Annotated in this window: 12 protein-coding genes; 4 read left to right on the top strand and 8 right to left on the bottom strand. The window is 67.4% G+C overall.

From position 1 onward, the window contains the following. Nucleotides 1–149 precede the first annotated feature (149 nt). Nucleotides 150–2,825 carry a TonB-dependent siderophore receptor gene (locus tag OH491_RS15170; protein WP_068773171.1) on the top strand — a complete coding sequence of 892 codons (2,676 nt, stop codon included), beginning with the start codon at nt 150–152 and terminating at the stop codon, nt 2,823–2,825. A 76-nt stretch (nt 2,826–2,901) separates the two neighbouring features. Beyond that, nucleotides 2,902–5,076, top strand: coding sequence for an alpha-galactosidase (locus tag OH491_RS15165; RefSeq protein WP_342750546.1), 2,175 nt, complete (start codon nt 2,902–2,904; stop codon nt 5,074–5,076). A 15-nt stretch (nt 5,077–5,091) separates the two neighbouring features. On the opposite strand, the gene OH491_RS15160 is transcribed toward OH491_RS15165, so the two are convergent. From OH491_RS15160 to recA, 7 genes are all read right to left on the bottom strand, one after another. Then, the gene (locus OH491_RS15160) at nt 5,092–6,972 is read right to left on the bottom strand and encodes a right-handed parallel beta-helix repeat-containing protein (RefSeq protein ID WP_068773169.1); all 1,881 of its coding nucleotides are present in this window, start codon (nt 6,970–6,972) and stop codon (nt 5,092–5,094) included. Further along, the gene (locus OH491_RS15155) at nt 6,969–8,222 is read right to left on the bottom strand and encodes an MFS transporter (RefSeq protein ID WP_068773168.1); all 1,254 of its coding nucleotides are present in this window, start codon (nt 8,220–8,222) and stop codon (nt 6,969–6,971) included. Before OH491_RS15155 ends, OH491_RS15160 begins: the two co-directional genes overlap by 4 nt. 93 nt (nt 8,223–8,315) lie before the next feature. After that, nucleotides 8,316–9,374 carry a LacI family DNA-binding transcriptional regulator gene (locus OH491_RS15150; protein ID WP_068773167.1) on the bottom strand — a complete coding sequence of 353 codons (1,059 nt, stop codon included), beginning with the start codon at nt 9,372–9,374 and terminating at the stop codon, nt 8,316–8,318. Between the two features lie 75 nt (nt 9,375–9,449). Continuing rightward, complete coding sequence (locus OH491_RS15145; protein ID WP_068773166.1) at nt 9,450–10,751, bottom strand: SGNH/GDSL hydrolase family protein; 1,302 nt, start codon at nt 10,749–10,751, stop codon at nt 9,450–9,452. Between the two features lie 126 nt (nt 10,752–10,877). Beyond that, nucleotides 10,878–12,695, bottom strand: a complete 1,818-nt coding sequence (locus OH491_RS15140) for an FAD-dependent oxidoreductase (protein WP_068773165.1) — start codon at nt 12,693–12,695, stop codon at nt 10,878–10,880. Nucleotides 12,696–13,013: 318 nt separating this feature from the next. Next, nucleotides 13,014–15,230, bottom strand: coding sequence for a right-handed parallel beta-helix repeat-containing protein (locus tag OH491_RS15135; protein WP_334319759.1), 2,217 nt, complete (start codon nt 15,228–15,230; stop codon nt 13,014–13,016). A 246-nt stretch (nt 15,231–15,476) separates the two neighbouring features. Next, on the bottom strand, nt 15,477–16,559 hold the full coding sequence (recA, locus tag OH491_RS15130) for a recombinase RecA (RefSeq protein ID WP_068773163.1): 1,083 nt from the start codon (nt 16,557–16,559) through the stop codon (nt 15,477–15,479). Nucleotides 16,560–16,901: 342 nt separating this feature from the next. Between recA and OH491_RS15125 the strand changes: the two genes are divergently transcribed. Then, the gene (locus OH491_RS15125) at nt 16,902–17,477 is read left to right on the top strand and encodes a mechanosensitive ion channel domain-containing protein (protein ID WP_145929134.1); all 576 of its coding nucleotides are present in this window, start codon (nt 16,902–16,904) and stop codon (nt 17,475–17,477) included. Between the two features lie 65 nt (nt 17,478–17,542). Here the strand turns inward: OH491_RS15125 and OH491_RS15120 are convergent, their stop codons facing one another. Next, the gene (locus OH491_RS15120; RefSeq protein ID WP_068773162.1) at nt 17,543–19,045 is read right to left on the bottom strand and encodes a hypothetical protein; all 1,503 of its coding nucleotides are present in this window, start codon (nt 19,043–19,045) and stop codon (nt 17,543–17,545) included. 311 nt (nt 19,046–19,356) lie between these two features. On the opposite strand from OH491_RS15120, the gene OH491_RS15115 reads away from it, so the two are divergent. Beyond that, nucleotides 19,357–20,598 (top strand): PHP domain-containing protein, encoded by a 1,242-nt coding sequence (locus OH491_RS15115; RefSeq protein ID WP_068773161.1) that lies wholly within the window; start codon nt 19,357–19,359, stop codon nt 20,596–20,598. Nucleotides 20,599–20,816: the final 218 nt, after the last annotated feature.

The following is a 20,816-nucleotide window of genomic DNA, read 5'->3' as shown; positions in this document are numbered from 1 at the left end:
GGCGTCTCAAACCAATGGCGCGTTTTGATTGTTATCCCTGACAGCCAAAATTTGCCCCGGTTGCAATTCGCGCTTCATCTTCCTGATGCCCGAGACCACGCACCGGGGTGCCGACTCGCAGTCATCCCACCCATCCCTTGACGCCCCCGATGAAAACACACCACCTCCGCCAATCCCTGCTTTGCGCGCTCGCCCTCGCGATGCCCGCCGCCAGCGCCGCGCTCCGCGCCCAGCAAGCGCCCTCAAGCCCGGCCTCCGGTCCCGACGACCCGGCGGCGTCGGACGACATTGTCCGCCTCTCCGTCTTCGAGGTCACCAGCGCGAAGGACTCGCCCTACGTCGCCGACAAGTCCGTCGCCACGACCGGATTCGCCGCCGACCTCGCGAAAATTCCCCTTTCCATCAACGTCGTCACGGAGCAATTCCTGCTCGACACGGGCGGCGTCGGCTTCAACGGCATCATCGAATACCAGGCGGGCGTCTCCGCGGATCTCGGCACGCTCGACAACGGCTCGCGCACCATCGCCAACACCACGGTCAACGCCGAGGCGCCGCTCATGCGCATGCGCGGCCAGGAAATCAATGTCAACCAGCGCAACGGCCTGCCCCTCGTCGCCGGCTTCAGCACGGAAAACGCCAACCGTGTCGAGATCGCGCGCGGCCCCATGTCCGTCTTTATCGGCGGCTCCACCACCGGGGGCGTGCTCAACCTCGTCACCCACAAGCCCCTCTTCAAGTGGCAGCACACCGTCACCGCCAGCATTGACTCCAACGACAGCTTCACCGCCAAAATCGACTCCACCGGCCCGCTGGTCCCCCGCAAACTCGCCTACCGCCTCATCGCCCAATACAGCGACGACAACACTTGGCGCGACTACTCGGACGGCACCCTCAAGTTCGTCAACCCCCAGCTCCTCTGGCGTCCGTTCTCCAAGCTGAGCGTGCGCGGCGAATACGTTTTCCGCGAACGCAAAGGCAACGCCGTCGGCTACGCCCAGATGGCCACCCGGCAATACCAGAACGATTTCGACAACCCCTCCCAGGCACTCCTCGACACGGGCATAAATCGTCCGCTCGGCCGCGCCTACACGGTTGAAGAATACCGCGCCCGCATCGGTCGCGACTGGACCGCGTGGCGCACTGACAACGTCGACGCGTATGGCAAATGGGTCTCCCTCGGCGACGGAGAATGGTTCACGCCCGGCAGTTGGAAAAGCGGCACCAAGGCCAATCATTTCGGCCCCCACTCCCCCTACACCGCAAACTACGACATCTTCGAGACGGAGGCCAATCTCATGGCCACCGACTGGCTCGAAGTGCGCTTCGTCGGACGCTGGGCCAACACCAAGGCCGACTCGTTCATGTTCGCCAGCCCGCTGCGCCAGAATCCGGACGGCAGCGTGTCCCTCGCCGCCTTCAACAACTCCAACCGCCGCGAGGAGGAAGCCCTCAACGGAAAAATCGAAACCGTGTTCACCAAGGAACTTCTCGGCATCAACCACCACCTGCTCCTCGGCGGCGAGAAAAACCGCAACGAGGCCTGGAACGTCGCCGGCGGCTGGATCAGCGCCGCCACCGGTTTCGCCGGCCTCTCGGTCGCCGGCTCGCCCAACGTGTTCAACAGCCCCGCCACGCTCACCGGCGCGAACATCCTCAACTATTTCGACCCGGCCGTGCACGACTATCCCGACTTCACCCTCCTCCAACGCTACAAGACCGACGTCACCCCCGCGGGCACCTACAGCCAGGACTACACGCGGCGCTACACCGACGCGGTTTATTTCGGCTACAGCGGCAGCTTCTGGAAAGACCGCATCACGCTCTTCACCGGCTACCGCAACAACACCAGCAAAAGCACCTCCTGGCAGCTCGACCGCGACCGCGACGTGGTCAGGCTCTCCACGACCAATCCCAAGACCTCCACGCAATCCTGGACCTTTGGCATCGTCATCGAGCCCTTTCCCGGGCTGAACATCTACGCCAGCAAAAACGTCGGCAACGACGGCACGGCCGGCCAATACCTCATCAACAACTACGCCGGCGGCACCAACCCCGTGACCCAGGAAGAGCGCGAGGCCAACCGCGCGCCCGAGATCGAGGGCCACGGCGAGGAAGTCGGCGTCAAGATGGAATTTTTCAACCGCAAGCTCATCGGCCGCCTCGGCTACTTCTCCGTGTTCAAGAAAAACACGGTCGTCATCGACGGCACCAAGACGGAAAACGACCCGCGCAATCAAGGCACGTGGGTGGACCCCCTGCGTCCTCCCGGCTCGGAAAACGTCACACCCAACGTGCAATGGAACACCACGCTCGACGGCAACAAAGCCGAGGGCTTCGAACTCGGCCTCACCTGGCAGCCCGTCCGCAATTACTCGCTCTCCCTCGAAGCCAGCCACCTGATCAAAAACGAAATCACCCTCGCCAAGCCGATCTTCAACACGACCACCGACGCTTACTTGAAGACCACCGCCTATGGCGAATGGTTCATCCGCAACGGCCGCCCGCTGCCCAACACGCCCGACGACACGCTGAAAATCTGGCAGAAATACCAGTTCACCGACGGCGCGATGAAATCGCTCTGGTTCGGCCTCGGCATCAAGGCGCAAAGCAACTTCATGCCCAACTCCACCACCGCCTCGTGGGGCACCGTGGTGCCCGGCTACACCGTCCTCGATGCCGCCGCCGGCTACACCATCAGGCCCTTCAACAAGCCCGTCTCCCTCCAGCTCAACGTTTATAACCTCACCGACAAACTCTACTCCTCGGGCGGGCGCTCCTATTCGCCGCCGCTTACGGTCATGTTCCAAGCGGCGCTCTCGCTCTGAGCGACAGCGGCCAACCAACGGTCTGCTTCCGGGCGGCGTGTTTTGGCACGCCGCCCTTTTTCCATACGCTTCAGCCATGCCCCTTCGTCTCCAGGCCCGCCACCAGCTCGCCGACATCGTCGTCCGCTACCACGCGCCGCACGACGCCCCCGGCGCGTGGGGGCTTTCGCTCGTCCCCGCCGCAATCGAAAACCAGGCCGTCGCGCCCCGCGAAAATCTCGGCACGCCCCCGGTGCTCGCGCTTCCCGGCGCGTTTCTGCCCATCCGCGCGTGGGAAGTCGCGCCGCTCGTCGCGCTGCACCGCCGGGGCGATCCGCTTCCGCCCGCCTTTTCAAACGGACGCACCCTGCTCGCCTCCCCGACCGCGCAAACCCTCGCCGTTCGCGACCACGCCGCGCTTCGCGAAAACGGCGTCACCACGCTGCGCACCGCCCTCGCGTCGCCCGGCGGGCTCGTCTGCATCCACGACATCGTCCACCACGACGGCGACCGCGCGCTCGTCATCCGCATCACGCTCCGCAACGACGGCGCCGCCCCGCTCACGCTCGATTTCGCCGCCTCGTTCTGCCTCGGCGGCATCACGCCTTTCGCCGCCGATGACGCGCCCGGCCGCCTCCACCTTCACCGTTTTCGCTCCGCGTGGAGCGCCGAGGCCCGCCACGAGAGGCGTTCCATCGAGGAACTCCATCTCGAACGCACCTGGTCCGGCCACGGCATCCAGGTCGAGCGCATCTCGCAGGCCGGCTCCATGCCCGTCAACGGCTGGCATCCCTTCGCCGCCGTCGAGGACGCCGCCGCCGGAGTCTTCTGGGCCGCGCAACTCGCCGCCGCCGGTTCCTGGCAGCTCGAACTCTTCCGGCGCGCCGACCAGCTCGCCCTTGCCGGCGGCCTCGCCGACCGCCATGCCGGAGAGTGGGGCAAAACCCTCCGCCCCGGGGAAACGCTCGCGCTGCCCGACGCGTTTGTCACCGCCGTCGCCGGCACGCTCGACGACGCGTGCGCCCGCCTCACCGCGCTCCAGCGCCACCCGCTCGCCGCCCAGCCGCCGGGCGAGCGGGAGCTGCCGGTCATCTTCAACGAATGGTGCTCAAGCTGGGGCGCGCCCACCCACGACAGCCTCACCGCCCTTGCCGGCACGCTCGCCGCCCGCGCCGGGGGCGCAGTCAAATACCTCGTCATCGACGATGGCTGGGCCGAGCGCCCCTCGCGCGGTTTCCAGCAAAATGGCGACTGGCTCGTCAACCGCGCCGCGTTTCCCGCCGGCCTGCGCGCCACCGCCGACGCCATCCGCGCGCGCGGCCTCGTTCCCGGCCTCTGGTTTGAATTCGAGGCCGTCAATCCCGGCTCGCGCGCGTGGGACGAGACCTCGCACCAGCTCCACCGCGACGGCGCGCCGCTTCAGGTCGGCAACCGCCGCTTCTGGGATTTCCGCGACCCTTGGGTGCATGATTTTCTCGCCGGCCGCGTCACCGCCCTGCTCCGCGACAGCCGCATCGGTTACCTAAAAATCGACCACAACGACACGCTCGGCCCCGGCGTGGATGGCCCCGAATCCCCCGGCGAAAACCTCCGCCGGCACCTCGCCGGCGTGCAACAGTTCCTCGTCCGCCTGCGCGACGGGCTCCCGGACCTCGTCATCGAAACCTGCGCCTCCGGCGGGCACCGCCTCGAACCCTCGTGGCTCGCGCTGTCCGCGCTCGGCTCGGCCACCGACGCGCACGAGACGCCGGACATCCCTGTCATCGCCGCCAGCCTGCACCGCCTCATCCTGCCCGCGCAGTCGCAAATCTGGGCCGTGCTCCGCGCCTCCGATTCCCCGCAGCGCCTCGCCTACTCGCTCGCCGCGACCTTCCTCGGCCGCATGTGCCTTTCTGGAGACATCGGCGCGCTCGATGAAACCCAATGGGGCCTCGTCCGCGACGGCCTCGCCGCCTACCGCGAGGCCGTCCCGCTCATCCGCGACGGGCAGTGGCGCACGCGCCGCGAAACCGGCCCCTCGTGGCAGCATCCGCGCGGCTGGCAGCTTGCCGCCGCCCGCGACGAGGCCGCGCAAACCGTGCTTGTCGTGTGGCACCGTTTCGCCGGCGGGCAAAATGAAGTCACGCACGCGCTTCCCGCGCCCGGCGCGTGGCGGCTGGCGCGGGAGTTTTCCGAGCGCCCGGCGGTTGCCCTCGACGGCGGTGCGCTCACGCTGGCCGACACCCGCGAATGGACCGGCGGCGTGGCGTTGCTCAGGAGGGAAACGCGATAAGCGCGGATGCCTTCTTCAGGGCGCGGCTTCCGGCCCGGCGGCCTCCACGATTTTCCGGGCCGCCTCGGGCAGCTTCGCGTCCCCGCCCCCGTCCACCATCGCCGGATACTCGACCACGTTGCCCTTCCCGTCATTCCGCAGGGCAATCGTGTCGGAAAAATTATTCGTGACGCGGTTGCCCGTGATCGACTCCGTCCAGATGTAGAGCCACTTCGCCACCCGGCGTGTCACATTGTTTTGGATACGAAATCCCTCGCTCGCCTGGTCGGGGTAGATCGCTCCGCCGATGGCCGTCGCCGGGTCGGGCGGAAGCATGTCCGCGATGTCATTGCCCGCGATTTCCGAGCCCGGCTGGCGGCCCACGACATACACGCCGCCGCCGTCGTCGAGCGCCTGGAGAAACCCGCGCACGCGGTTGCCGACGATGCGGTTCCCGCCGCGGTCGTCCGGGTCGGCTTGTTTGCCCCAGCCCCAACCCCAGCTGATCGCCGTGTAGGGGCAGTCCGTCACCTCGTTGTGCGCCACCAGCGAGCGGGCCGTGTAGTAGCCCAGGATGCCCACCGCGCCGAGATAATCCCGCCCGACGCGCGACACGCGGTTGCCGCGGATCACGCAGTCCGCCGGGACCATCCGCGCATCCTTCGGCGCAAACGCGTCATTGCCCAGTTCGATGCCGCCCCCGGCGATGTCGGCGATGCGGTTGTTCGCGACGGTCACGCGCTGTCCGGTGACAAACAGCACCGCCGTTCCGCCGATGCGCTCGAAGCGGCAATGCTCCACCGTCACGTCTTCCGCCGCCTCGGCGTGAAAGGCGCCGGGCACCCGGTCTTTTTTCTGGCCGTGGCGGTATTGGTCGTCCCTCGCCGCCCCGATGTCCTCCGGCACGAGCGAGTTGGCCTGCACATCGACAAAACCGGCGCGGTTCGGGCGCGTCCAGCCGGTCTCGCAAAACGTCAGGCCGGAAAACACCAGCCCGCGCGGCGGGGCCGCCACCGGGCCGTCGAGGCGCACCAGCGATTCCGCCACGGGCCGGATGACTTCCGCGGCGCGCATGTCCTCGCCCGGGCGCGGCAAGTAGAAGACGACCCCCGCCGCGCGGTCCAGGAAAAACTCGCCCGGCTCGTCCAGAAACGCCCTCGCATTCTCCAGCCACGCGCGCCGCCCCTTGTAGTTGCGGTCGCCCTGCGGCTGCGCGCAGACGGCGTCCCATTCGGCGGGATTGATGACCGCGCGCGTATATCCGTTTTTCGAATACACACGCGAGATGCGCAGGCGCTTGTGCATCCAGGCGATCTGCACGGAAAGCTCGGTCTCGTCCGGCCTGGGCGCCAGGCCGTCCGGCACGCACCGCGGCAGATCCAGCCCGTCGCCGCCTTCCTCGCGCTCGTTCGGCAGCGTGATGAATTGCCCGGCATTCGGCGCGCGCGCGCGCACCGCGCGCATCCCGTTCACCCAAAGCTGGCGGAAATCCGCGTCCGCGCCCACGTCCGCGCGCCACACGCCGCCGGCCTCCTCGCTCCAGCCGGTCACGCGCGCGCCGCCGCTGAACACCGGCCTCTCATCGCGCCACGCCCGGTAGGCCACGCGGTTTTTCCCCTGCGGCGAGTCTTCCGCCCGGAATATCACCGGCCTTGCAAACTCATACCGGCCGCCGCGAAAAAACACCGTGATGTCGTCCGCCTCCCCCGCGCCGGGGCGGCGATCCTCGTCCAGGCGGGCGCGCACCGCGAGCCGCGCGCGTTCGAGCGAGGCAAACGGGGCCGCCGCGGTGCCCGCGTTCGCGTCGTCTCCCGCGGGCGGCGGCGCGACAAAAAACTCGCGCGGCGCCGCGCCGAAGGCCGCGGCGCAACCCAGCAGGGCCGCGCCCATCCAGCTTCCCACGCGTTTCGTTTTCATGCAGTGATTTCCTTTCCATCGGCCGCCGGGGCCGGCGCGCCCTCCAGCCGCCTTGTATTCCGGAACAACAGCGCCGCCGCCAACGGATGCAGCACCGCCAGCGTTGAAAACACCACCAGGTAGCCGAAGCGCTCGATCACCGGGCCGGCCAGCACGTTCAAAATCAGCCCGCCCGTCGCGCCCACCGCGCCGAGCAATCCCGCCATGGTCGCCGCCGAGGTTTTGGGAAACACGTCGGCCACCAGCAGGCTTTGGCCGAAAAACCAGATCTGGCACACGATCGACATGACGGAAAACACCGCCAGCACCCAGAACAACGACGGCGCGAATGTCGTCAGCACGCCGACCGGCGCGAAGCACGCCGCGATGACGAACATCGTCACCCGCACCCGCACCGGCCGCCGTCCGCGCCCGACAAAAAAGTCCGTCGCGCGCCCCGTGGCCATCACCGCCGCCGAGGCCGCGAATGACGGAATCCACGCCACCCAGCCCAGCTCCTGCAACGTCAGTCCCATGCGTTCCTGCAGGTAGCCGGGCAGCCAGAACAAAAGAAAATACCACACCGGGTCGGTGATGGCGCGCACCGCGAGCAGCAGCCACACGCGCCGGTCGCGCAAAATCTCGCGCATCGGCGCGGGTTTTTCCGGCTCCGGCCTTGCGGCCTCCGATGGAAACACCGGCGGGTTTTTATCCGCCATCCACCATGCCGCCGCCACGAAGAGCCCGATCGCCCCCGGAATGATAAACGCGCCGCGCCAGTTCCAGTGCCCCGTCAGCCACGCGATCAACGGCGGCGCGATGATCGCCCCCAGCGTCGTGCACGGGCTCAGCAGGCTCCAGGCAAACGCGCGCCGCTCCACCGGAAACCACGTCATCATCACCCGCTGGATGGCGGGAAACGCGCCCGGCTCCGCCGCGCCCAGCAGCATGCGCCCCGCCGCGAGCGCGCCGATGCCGCCCGCGGCCCCGCAAGCCATGTTCGCCAGCGACCACACGCCCACAAACACACCCAGGCTGAGGCGCGTGCCGAAGCGGTCCACCAGCCGCCCGCTCACCACATAAAAAACGATGTAGGGCGCCATGAACGCGCCGATGAGCCACGAATAATTTGTGTCGGTCATGCCGAGCGCCTCGCGCAGCGTGCCCTTGAGAATCGACAGCGTCTGCCGGTCAAGATAGTTGAGCAGCCCGACTGCGAACAACAGGGCGAGAAGAATCCAGCTGCGGGTGGGAACGCGAAAAGGGGTCATGATTGCGACAGTTCGGCACCGGGGAGCGGCCAGGGTGCGCCTGATGGAAGGCCGGATCGTCCGCCGGGGGAAACCGCCTCCTGCTGAAATCGTTCAGTCCTCATCGCGCGCCGCGTGCCCTTCCGCCGGTCCGTGCTCGCGCCAGTCGCCGCGCAGTTGCAGCCATTGCGGATGCCCCGGCACGCCGTAGCCGCGGCTTTGCTCGAGGCCGATGGCCATCTCCACCGCCGCGCGCGCGGCCAGGTCGTAGCGCTGCAGCACCCCCGGCAGGCGCAGCGGGTCGTCCGGCTGCCACTCGGCGTTCCACACCCTGCCCGCCTTCAGCAGCCGCCGCGCCTCGGGCGAGTCAATCCGCTCCCACATCGGCCGGTTCAGCAGCAGCAGGCCGTCGGGCTTCATCCGGCGGCACCACGAGGCAAACCCCGGCGCGCGCGGCGCGTCCACCGCATGCACAAACTCCCGGGCGCGCCGCTCATCCGGATGGTGCGTGATGAAAGCCGCCTCCAGCGCATGATCGGCCCGCAGGTTGACCTCTCGCGAAATCACGGCGGCCGGCCGCCGCGCGCCCGCCAGCGCCATCCGCCGCAGGCATTCGCAAAAGCCGTGGAAATGGTCGTGCGCCACGCGGTCCAGCTCCACCGGCCAGCGCGCGTAGCCGAGCACCACGCAGGCCAGCTCCTTCCAGTCCAGCGCATAATCGACGTTCACCCCGGCGATGCCCGGCGCGAGCAGCACGCTGCGAATGCCCCGCGCGGAAAAAATGCCCGAGAGCCGCCGCCCGCTCAACCCGTCCTCGGCCGGCCAGAACTCCTCCACGCGGTAGCCGCGCAGCGCGGCCCGCTCGCTCGCCCCCGCCAGCACCTGCCGGAAAAAATGCTCCCGGCGCGTCGTCTCCCGCGTGCCGTGCACCCACACCAGCGCCACCAGCCCCGACGACGATGAAACCGGCCTTCCCCGCCCGATATGCGCCATCAGCGCGGAAATTTGCGGGTCGGGATGGTAACCCATCCTGGTGGCAATTTCCTGGATGCGCATGCAGGTCGCGCGCGGGATGCTCGGATGGTTGCGCAGCGCATACGACACGGTGGACACGGCCACGCCCGCCTTGGCGGCGATGTCCTTGATCGTGCAACGCGGAGGCAGGGTGCTCATGGCGGGGAATGACGGGACAACACCAGAAGCTCCCGCCCGGGGCAATCCCGGACCAGGGCTCCGCGTGCGGCGGCGTCAGCGCGGCTGGCGGGACTCGCGACGGGCTCCATCAGGCGGCGCCACCAGCGCCCCGCCGACAAACATCCCGTGTCCCTCATACAAAGCCGCGTCCTCCAGCGGCCCGTCCTTGATTTTCGCCTTGTCCAGGCGGGCGCCGGTCAACTCCACCCGCACCCGGTGTGCGCCGTCGTCCAGCGGCAGCGGATAAAACCACGCCGTCATGCGCATGAAATCCGCCCGCGTGAACCGGTCGAAAAACGATGCCGTCACCGGCGCGCCGCCATCCACCGTCACGGAGAACTGGCCGCTGTCCGGCGTGCTCATGCCCGCCAGCCCGAGCACCGGGCCGCGGGTGGTGAACTCCAGCGCCGCGCCCGCCTCCGGCGCTGCCCACGTCTCCGGCGCGATGAGGCCCGGCTGGTGCGCCAGGTGGCGGCCGTCCGCCGGCAGCCTTGTCCAGCCGTCCCTGCGGCCAAGCGCCGCGACCGGCATGATCGTCGCGCGCTCCCAGTTGTCCGCCGCCAGCGGTTCGCCAAGGCCGTGCGCGGCCGGCGCGCCCGTTCCCAGCAGCACCGGCAGCGCCGCCGCGAGTGTTTCCATGCACACACGATGCCCCTCCGCCGTGGGATGGACGCCATCGCGCGTGAACAAAACCTGCCCCGGCCCGCATCTGTCGCCGTCTTTCTTTCCAAACACCAGCGAGCCTTCATCCAGCCGCCGCGCCACCGTCGCGGCCATGTGCACGCTCGGCACGCCATAAAATTCCGCCACCCGCTCCATCACCCGCACGGTGCGCGTGCCGCCGCCTTTCCGCAAATCCGGCAGCCCGCGGAACGACAGGGTGTAAACGAAGCAAATATCCAGCTCCGGGCGCATCCGCCGCGCCTGGCGCACGATGCCCTCCATCGTGGCCAGCACGCGCTCGTCCCGCGCCGTCTCGTCATTCACCGCAAACTCCACGAACAGCAAATCCGGCGCATGCCGCAGCGCGTCGGCCTGCAACCGGCACACGCCGAGATCGGAACCCGTGCCCGGCGCGGCGGCAAATATCTCCGCCACCTTTGCGCGGGGAAACCTTTCGCGCAGGAACTCCAGCGAAAGCGTCCGCCATCCCTCCTCCGCGGTGATGCTGCCGCCCAGATAAGCCACGCGCACCTCGCCGCCGCGCTCCGCCTTCGCGCGGAAGTTCGGCAGCCCGCCGCGCGCGTGAAAGGGCGCCAGCTCCGGGACGGCGGCGACCGCCGGGCCGACTGCGAGCAGGCAGGACAGCAGGACAAGAAGCGTCTTCATGACGATGGATTGGGCGCGTTCAGTCATGCCAATTCCCAATAAAAAAATATCTTTTTTTGCTGGAGGGCCGAGCTCCTGCGAGGCCGTCGCGGTCGGACGCAGCGTTTTCCGGCGACGGCCTCGCAGGAGCTCGGCCCTCCAGCTGTCCAATTATCATTGGGAATTGGCATAAACCCGTATTTCAAACAGCCGCGCCGACGCCACGCCATGCGCGGCCGACACCGCCACGCGCAGCCGCCGCGCGCGCACCGGCCGCTCCAGGCGGTGGACGCGCTTGCGCCAGATGTTGTCGCGCACCGACGCCACCACGCGGCCGTCGCAAAGAATCTCATAGTCCCGCGCCAGCTCGGGCTGCGGCCCGCGTATCACGTTTTTGGTCTGCCAGGCGCTCGGGCTCAAAATCAACTCCCGCTGCAATCCCGAGTCGAATGTCAGGTGCACCTCGCCGATTGGCTGCTCCTCCGGCCACTCCAGCTCGATCCACGCCGGCAGCGCCGTCGATTCCCAACGGTGCGCGCGCCCGTCGGCCCACGGGCCGAGGTGCGCGAACAGCTCGCGCGTCACGCCGTCGATCACGCTGGCCGCCTCCGCGCCCGCGCGCTCGCCCGAGGCGCGCACGGACGCCGCGGCGCGCGCCTTGTCCGCCGGGTCCTCGTTGCGCAGGCCGGGGATGAAGGCGTCGTCGCGCAACAGCCATTGCCGCAACTCCGCGACCTGCCCCGCGCCAAACACGGAGGCGATCGTCGCGTCCCGCGGCGCGCCGTGTTTTTTCCAAAACGCCGCCGCCGTGCCCGCCGCCTGGCCGATGACCGCGCACGTGGCCATCACGCGCGTGCTGGCAAACGCCACGTGGGTCGCGCTGATGTTGCGCCCCGCAAGGAACAGGTTGCCCACGTTGCGCGAATACAGGGCCCGCAGCGGCACCGTGAACAAATGCGGCACCTCGTGCTGCACGCACGGCGGCTCGTCCACCGCGTCGATGCCGCCCGGCGGATGCAGGTCCAGCGGCCATCCGCCGTAGGCCACGCCGTCGTCGAACAGGCGCCCCGCCACGATGTCGCGCTCCGTGATGATGTGCGGCCCCGTGAAGCGCCGGGACTCGCGTTTGCCGGGAATCATGCCCACCCAGTCGAGCGTCCAGTTGGCCGCGCCGGGGTGGTCGCCGGAGTTTTTGACGTAGTCCCACACGCCAAGCGCGATGCGCAGCAGTTCGTGGCGGATGGCCGCGTTGTCCTTCAGCGTGTCGAGCTGCCCGCCCCATTCGCTCCACCAGTAGCCGTATTCGTAACTGCTGATCGGGCGCAGCTTGAAATCCTCGCGTTTGAAACGACGCGCCCACGACGGCGCGCGAAACGGCTGCGGCGCGTCATGCCTGCGCCCCGTGAACATGATGGAGCTGCCCAGCGTCCGCCGGTCGGCCTTTTCCAGCGCCAGGCCTTCGCCAAACTCATCCCGCGCCTCGCGCCCCGAGCGAAACTCCGCGCCCGCCTCGACCCCGAGCCGCCCGTCGCCCGTGCAATCGGCAAACACCGGCGCGCGCACCGTGAACACATCCTCCGTCGAATGCCGGACCGCGCGCATCGACACGATGCGCCGCGAGCCGTCCGCCCCCGCCGCCACCTCGCAGCCCTCGCAAACCGTGTCGAGCAGCAGCGTGATGTTCGGCTCGCTCACGACCTTGTCGTAGAGCAGCAAATCCCATTGCGAGTAGGAGTCGCGCGGATTACGCGCCGCGTCCTCCAGCCGCAGTTCCTCGATGAGGCCCGACTCGCGCGCGCCGGGGCGCGTCCCGTGGTTGTCCGCGCCGACGATATGCATGCGGATTTCGCTGGAGGCGTTGCCGCCGAGCACGGAGCGGTCCTGCACGAGGACGACGCGCGCGCCGTTGCGGGCCGCGGCCAGCGCCGCGCACACCCCGGCCATCCCGCCTCCGGCGACAACAAGGTCCGTGGAAATTTCGTGATGAGTCATGGAATTAAAAAAACGGCGTTTTGACCGGAGGGACGGCACGGAGGCCGTCCCTCCAAACAACAGGGCAACCCAAGCGCCTTTCTTGCTCGTGCATGGTATTATCCCCTGCGTTCCGGCAAACGAAACCGCCCTTGCTGAAATCGTTCAGCCAGAGGACAAATCCCGCCGCCGCGCCTTATACCAATTCCGAACGAAATTCACTCTGCTGGAGGGCCGAGCTCCTGCGAGGCCGTCGCAGCCATACGCGACTTTTTTCCGCGACGGCCTCGCAGGAGCTCGGCCCTCCAGCAGAAGGGTTATTTTCATGGGGAAAGGGTCTTATTCGCCGCGCCCGGCGGTTTCCTGGTCCGCCATTTTCGGCCACAGGTTCAAACGCTGGCGGCCGGGTTGCGGAATGTCCTTGCGGATGAGATTCTGCGCGGCATCGCGGGCGAAGGTGGACACCCATGCCGGGCGCTTGAGGTCCGCCTCCGAAAAAAGAAACGGCCCGGCGACGGTCCCGGCGCCATCCGCCGGATAGGCGCGCCCGAAATAATCGCGCGTCACGCCGGCCACGGCCGGAACCCGCAGGGAGCGCCAGGCGTCGTCGGGCACAAACTCGAACTGGCGCAACGCGCCGCGGTAGATGGAGCGCTCCATGGAGCCTTCGAGACTGTGCCGGTCGTTGCCGGTGATCGCCCGCCATTGCGAAAGCGTGATGGCGCGCGCCGGCTGGCGTTGCCAGAAATCGGCCGTAAGCGCGGCGTCCGGATGGCCGCCGGCCTTCAGGCCCGCCGTGATCTGCGCGACGATGCCGGCCTTCGAGACCGGGTGGCGCGCGCTGCTTTCGTGCAGCGAAAATGTGGGCGTGTCGCCCGCGCGCGACCAGGTTTTGTCCAGCAGGAGATTGTGGTCGGAAACATTGTCGTGATCGCACGGCCCCCGGGCGGGAAAACCGACGCAGCCGGCGCCGTTTCCGTAGATGACGTTGCCGATGACGCGGTTGTTGCGCGCGCCGCCTTTCCCGCCGGGACCGGCGCGCGGGCTCACGGCCCAGAACCACGCGCCGTAGTCCTTGTTCTGATACAGCAGGTTGTGCGCGACGACGATGTCGCTGGAGTCATGGCAATAGACGCCCGGGCCCTCGTCGGAAAAGGCGATGATGTTGTTGTCGATGAGGAGCGGCGCGCCGGGCGACTCGCCAAACTCGATGAAGACGCCGCTGAACTGGTTGCCGACGATGAGATTTCGCGAGACGCGCGAACCCTGCCACTGGTTGTCGAACCAGACGCCGTGGGCGAAATTGTCGTGAATGAGGTTGTCCTCGACGCGCACGCGCGGAGCGTGGAGGAGCTTGATGCCCGCGTATTCCTCCCAGCGCGCGGTCAGCGCGACGATGAAACCGAGGCGGTTGTTGCGATAAATGTCGTTCCGCCGGATGACGGCATCGTGGACTTCGTAGCCGTAGATGCCGGCGAGGCCGTGGTCGTGGATGACGTTGTCCTCGACGATGTGGCCGTATGAATCGGGCTCGTCGCCGTAGAGCCGCCGCCCGTCGAAGAACTCGCCGCCGATGTCGAGGCCGATGGACTGCGAGTGGCGGATCACGCAGCGGCGGATGATCCAGTGATGGCCGTTGCGCACGCTGACCATGCCGCAGCTCGGCCACGGCGCCTGGTTGGCGGCGTGCTCGAATATGAAGCCGTCCACAATGATATAACCCAGCCGCCGCGCCACCGGCGCGAACACCATGTCGCGCGCGGCGATTTCCCAGTCCAGCTCCGACGGCGCGACAAAGCCGGGCGGCAGGTGCGCGAGCAGGCGGGTGGCGTCGGCGTTGACCAGGAAGCTGCCGGGCGACGACGCCAGTTCGGCGTGGTCGCGCGCCTGGCGGAGCGGCTCGCCGTTGGCATAAACCTGCCCGACCACCGGCAGCCAGTCCGTCGTCGTCGCGGGCGGCCCGGCCGCGTGCGCGGCCGCGACGGAATCGGCGACCGGCCGCGCCAGCACCGTGAGGCGCAGGCCGAGCAGCTTGTCGGCGTCGGCGAGCTTGTCCTGACCGTTGGAAGGGTTGATTTCCTCGTGGAAGGGCGTCGGATAATCCGTCAGGCGCGGGTCGCGGCCCTCGCGCCAGTTTTTGAAGAGCGCGGGCTCGATGGGCGCGGAAAAAATCGCCGCCGCAAATGCGCCGCCGCCGGAAACCGCGTCCGGCTCGCGCGTCCAAGCGGGCCGCCACACGTCGGAGCCCTTGACCACGACCGCGCCGGGCTTGCGCGCCCGATACGTGATGGGCCGGCCTTCCTCGCCGCCCCGCGCCGGCATGACGCGTTCGCGGTAAACGCCGGGCGCGACCTCGATCGTGTCGGCGGGCCGCGCGAGTTGCGCGGCGGCATTGATGGTGCGCAACGGCCTGTCCGCCGTGCCGGGATTGGTGTCGGCGGCGGCGGGGTGGCCGTTGTCCACGACAAAAAGCGCGGCCCGCGCCGCCGATGGTGCGAAAAGGAACCCGGCGGACACGACGGTGAAAATGACGGCGGCAAAAAAGCGTGTCTTCATAAAAACAAAAAACGGGATGGAGGTGAAACGGGGAGCAGGGCGGATGACATCACAAAACCGCATCCCGGCGGTTCTGCGCGCCGATATTCTGCGCGCCGGGGCCAGGAACGAAACCGCCTTTGCCGAAATCGTTCAGTGCCTTTGCCGAAACAGCGGAACATGCAAGGCGGCGCAGGCATTTCCGCCTGCGCCGCCTTGGGCGCGCCGGGGCGCGCCCATCGGATGGTGCTTCAAGCCGCGTCCGCCTTACTCGGCGGGCACTTCCTCGTCGCCGGTGATGCTGGTGCCGCCGGTGACGGTGACTTTTTCCAGCACGGTCTGGATGATCTTGTCGGCCAGCTCGGGCTTGTCGCGAAGCGTCTGCTTGGCGGCGTCGCGGCCCTGGCCGACGAGCTCGCCCTGATAGGAAATCCACGCGCCTTTTTTCTCCAGCACCTTGTGCTCGATGCCGAGGTCGAGAATGGAGCCGACGCGCGAGATGCCTTCGTCATACATGATGTCGAACTCGCACTCGGTGAAGGGCGGGGCGACCTTGTTCTTGACGACTTTGATCTTCGTGCGGTTGCCGACGATCTTGCCGTCGGGGAGCTTGATCTGCTCCTTGCGGCGGATGTCGATGCGGATGGAGGCGAAGAATTTCAGGGCGCGGCCGCCGGAGGTGGTCTCGGGGTTGCCGAACATGACGCCGATCTTTTCGCGGATCTGGTTGGTGAAGATGCAGACGCACTGGGTCTTGCTGACGACGGCGGTGAGGCGGCGCATGGCCTGGCTCATGAGGCGGGCCTGCGCGCCCACGGTGGCGTCGCCCATCTGGCCGTCGAGCTCGGCCTTCGTGGTGAGCGCGGCGACGGAGTCGAGGATGATGATGTCGATCGAGTTGGAGCGGATGAGCGTCTCCATGATGTTGAGCGCGTCCTCGCCGGAATCGGGCTGGGAGACGAGGAGGTCGTCGAGGTTCACGCCGACGATGCGGGCGTATTTCGGGTCGAGGGCGTGCTCGACGTCGATGAAGGCGGCGAGGCCGCCGCGCTTCTGCGCCTCGGCGATGGCGCTCAGACAGAAGGTGGTTTTGCCGGAGGATTCGGGGCCGTAGATTTCGATGATGCGGCCGCGGGGCAGGCCGCCGACGCCGAGGGCGAGGTCGATGGCGATGGAGCCGGTGGAGATGGTCTCGACCTGCATCTTGTGCGCGTCGCCGAGGCGCATGATGGAGCCTTCGCCGAATTGCTTGGTGATGGCGGAGACCGCGAGGTCGAGGTTCTTGCGGGTGGCGACATCGAGGGCGGCGGGCGAGGCGGTGTCGGTTTTGGCGGGGGAGGCTTTGGCCATGGCGGTGTGGGTTGCGGGTTGTTGTTTTGGTTGGGAAAGTGAAAGGCAAACGGTGCGCGAGGGCGGCGGGCGCGGCAAGCGCGGAGTGGCGGGCGGGAAATCTCGAATGGTGAAATTCCAGGTTCCCAATCCCAAATCCCGGAAAAATTTCAATCACCAAAAAGCGGGTTTCGCCTGCAGGCGGCACGGGAAGCGAAGCCGGGCGATTCGGCCAGATCCGTGCAGCCCCGCGCCGGTTCGGGGGCGCGCGCCAAATGCGGCTTGCCGAAACGTTGACCGGCGTTTGCCTTTGGGCATCTTCCCGCAACCCTTTAATCGCCGGCTTGCCGCCTCGATCGAATCATGCCTGAACAAATCACCACCTTTCTCCACCAAATCATCGAAACCGTCACCAACATGCGAGGATGGCTGCTGGTCGTCTTCATCGTTTTTTTCGGGTTTGTCATCCATGCGGTGACAAGCCGCCTCATCGGCCTTGTCGGCCCGAGGATCCACTTCCCGTTTGTGGATGCCGCCAAGCGCGTCATGAAAATGCTCGTCGTCGCCATCTGCGCCGTGCTCATCATGGGCGCGCTGGGCGTCGATCTGGGCGGCATCTGGACGATGATTTCCGCCGCGATGGCGATGGTCGCGGTCGGCTTCGTGGCCATGTGGAGCGTGCTCAGCAACGCGCTCTGCACGATGATCATCCTGTTCACGCATCCCTTTGAGGTCGGCGACGAGATCGAGTTCATGGAACCCGTCATCAAAGGCCGCGTCGTGAACCTGAACTTCATGTACACGACGCTCGAAAACGACGACGGCTCGCTGGTGCAGGTGCCGAACAACATGTTTTTCCAGCGCATCATCAAACGCCGTCCGGGCAAGGCCACCGTGACCCTCGGCGCGCAGCTCCAGAATCCCGACCGGGCGGAGTGAAAGGCGGCGCGACCCCGGGCGGGCGCCTTGTCCGGGTCCCGACGGCGGCGGCCCGCGGCATCCCCCTATCCGCCGAGCGCCTGTCTTGCCGCATCGACGAGCGGCGTGGCGGCGAGGGCGGGCGCGGCGGGCGGAAGCGTATCCGATAATCCGATACGGGCGGCGCGGTCGCGGAAGGTGAGCCAGGCGAGCGATTCCCGCTCGCCGGTCGCGGCGCGGGCGGCGAGGGCGGCGGCGGTCGCGGCGGGCTCCGCGAGCCAGCCGGAAGGCAGGGTCTGCTTGTCGGCGAGAAACCAGGAGAGCGACGCGCCGAGCGTGTCGCACCACGCGGCGGGCGCGGACGCGCGGCCGTAGGCGGGGCCGCCGGGATACGGTTTCCACTCCATGAACTGGCAGACGGCGGCGTGCAAGTCGGCGAGCGCGGCGTCGATGGTCGCGGGCGTCCAGCGCGCGGTGAACTGCCTGCGTTCGCGGAATTTTTTCACCTCCCACACGCGCAGGGTGAGTTCGTAGTCGTCGTTGGTGTTGCGAAGCGCCCCGGTGAAAACGTAGTCGATGGGATCGCCGCTCGTGGAGACGAGCTGGCGGAGGTTGTCGGTCGTCCACTCGGTGGGGAAAACGGCGTAGCTGGCGTCGCCCAGGAGCGCGACGACGGCGAGCGGGGCATAGTGCGGCGCGAAATAAAAGGTCTCGGCAAACCAGAGCGGGAGCCCGCGGGTGAGGCGGGCGACGGCGTCCTCGGGCCTGGCGGCGTGCTCCATCGGGTCGGTGACGCCGAGCTGCGAAAGCTGGCAGAATGCGACGCGGCGCGCGCGGCCCTCCTTCGGCGGAGGCAGCGCGGAGGGGACGGCTTCGAGGCCGTAGGACCAGATGGGCCGGCTGATGGAGGCGAGGTGGATGGTTTTTTGCGCGGGCGGGGCGGCGGAAGTGCCGTCCGGACGGGCGGCCGGGGGCGGGGCGAGCGTGCCGCTTTTTTCGGCCTCGATGAGCTCGGCGAGGGCGTTGGAAAATCCGTGGAGGCGCTCTTCGAGCTCGGGGCGGTCGAGGGCGAAGAGGATGTCGAGCAGGTGCTGGGCGGCGGTGGTGTTGCGCGTGGCGAGGTAGGCCTGGAGGAGGTTGATGCCGGTGGCGGGGCCGTGGCGCTCGGCATCGTAGCGCGGGGCGACGAGTTCGACGATCTGCTCGATGTAACCGTTGGTGCCGAGGTCGGCGGAAAGCGTGACGAGCACGTCGGCGCGGTCGCCGGCGTCGCGCAGGAGGGATTCGTAGATGGCGAGCGCGCCGGGGAGGTCGCGGGACTGGAGTTTCTCGCAGGCGGCGAGGAGCAGGGTCTTGACGGAGGCGTTGGAAAGCTCCGCGGGAATGGCGGGGGCGTCCGGCGCGGGCGCGCCGGCGGCGGCGAGCCCGGGCGGCGGTTGCACGAGCGTGGCGGACGAACCCGGCTGGAGCGGATCGGACGGGGGGACGACACCGGCTGCGCCGGCGGGAGGGGCGGACGGCTGCGCGGACGCCGGGGCGGGCTGCGATTGCGGACGGGCGGTTTTTTTGAAACGGTCGAAAAATCCCATGACGCGAGGAAAACGCGGAAACGGCGGCGGATGCAATCATTTGAAGCGGCGGCCCGCAAAGGGAGGACGAGAGAGCAGGAAGCGGCGTTTTCCGGCGCCCCGCCGCTTTCAGCGTGGAGGCCGCGTCGCGCGGCCGTCCCCGGTCTCCGTGGTGAATCGCTGGCCTCGTCCCGGGCGGGCGACATCCTCAAGCGGCAAATAATTATTTTATTCCCCGCGCGGAACGCCGCGGCATCTTTGTTGATAAACACGCCTCGCTCTGCTGCGTTACGAGGCGAATCTCGCGTTCACCCTTCAAAAAAGGACCCCTCATGACCCAGCAAGGAGAATATATGAAACAGGCGGGTGTTTTAATGCTTGCCGCCGCGCTTCTGGCGATGGCGCCGCGCATCCTCGCTCACGACGGCCCTCACGGCCACGCGTCCGCCGGCGCCGCCGAAGACCCGGACATCAGTTACACGGTGCACCTGGGCAAGCAGGTCACCGACATCCCGCCGAAGCGCGAAATCACCATCCCGAACGTCACGCTGCCGGACGCCGGCGAGCTGCGCGTGCTGAAGGGCGACTTCCACATCCACACGCTGTTTTCCGACGGCTGGGTCTGGCCGACCGAGCGCGTGTATGAGGCCGAGGAAAACGGCCTCGACGTGATCGCCATCACCGACCACATCGAATACCGTCCGCGCCTCAACCGGGGCAATCCGGGCGAGCCGATGCTGCGCAAGGAGGACTCCGAAAACTACAACCTTTCCGTCGAAATCGCGCAAAAACAGGCCGCTGCAAACAAGAAGGCCAGCAAAAACAAAAGTGAACTCCTGATCATCCGCGGCACCGAAATCACCAAGAAAACCATGCCGCCCGGGCACTTCAATGCGCTGTTCGTGCAGGACGTCAACAAAATCGCCGCGGTGCAGGACGACTACTGGAAAATGTTCGCCGAGGCCAGGGCGCAGGGCGCCTTTCTGCTCTGGAACCATCCCGGCTGGGAGGCGCCGAAAAGCGGCGGCATCGAGAAGGGCGCGCCGACGACATTCACCAAAATCCACGAGGAAATTTATAAACGGGGCTACATGGACGGCATCGAGGCGTTCAACGGAAAAGAATTTTACCCCGTCGTCGCCAAATGGTGCACCGACAAAAACCTCGCCGCCTTCGCCAACAGCGACATCCACCCGCCCGAAAGCCGGCAGTACGGCCTGCGCAACCCGCGCCGCCCGGTGACGCTGGTGTTCGCCCGGGAAAAAACGCTGGAGTCGGTGAAAGAGGCGTTTTTCGCGAAGCGCACCATCGGCTGGGCCGCCGACATGATTTTCGGCCAGGAAAAATTCGTGCGCCCGTTGTTCGACGCCTGCGTCGAAATCAAAAAGGAGCCGGGCCGATTTGCCTTTGCAAACCGCGGCAGCATCCCGGTCGTGCTCAAGGTCGGCGGGCAAACCGTGGAACTCGCCCCGCTTGCCACCGCCGGGGCCGGGCGAACCGACTCGATAAAAACAATCACGGTGGAAAACTGGTTCGTCGGCAAAGGCCAGCCGCTGGCGGTTCCCGTGGAGTGAGGGCCGCTTCGCGGCCAGTTTGAGTTTAAGCGGACGGTAGGGAGGCCTCTCCGAGGCCTCCGTCGGGCGTGGTGATGTGTTTCGTGATTCGTTGGTGTTTCAGGCGTTCTTGCGGAGGCCTCGGAGAGGCCTCCCTACCGGCGCTGTCGCGCTTTGGATTTTGCGGGAGAATTTTTCAAACCGGCCGTTTCAACTTAAACTGGCCGCGGAGCGGCCTT

This window comes from Termitidicoccus mucosus (assembly GCF_038725785.1).
GTDB classification, from domain to species: domain Bacteria; phylum Verrucomicrobiota; class Verrucomicrobiia; order Opitutales; family Opitutaceae; genus Termitidicoccus; species Termitidicoccus mucosus.
The sequence above is the reverse complement of the archived record's forward strand: the minus strand, read 5'-3'. Positions and strand labels throughout refer to the sequence as shown.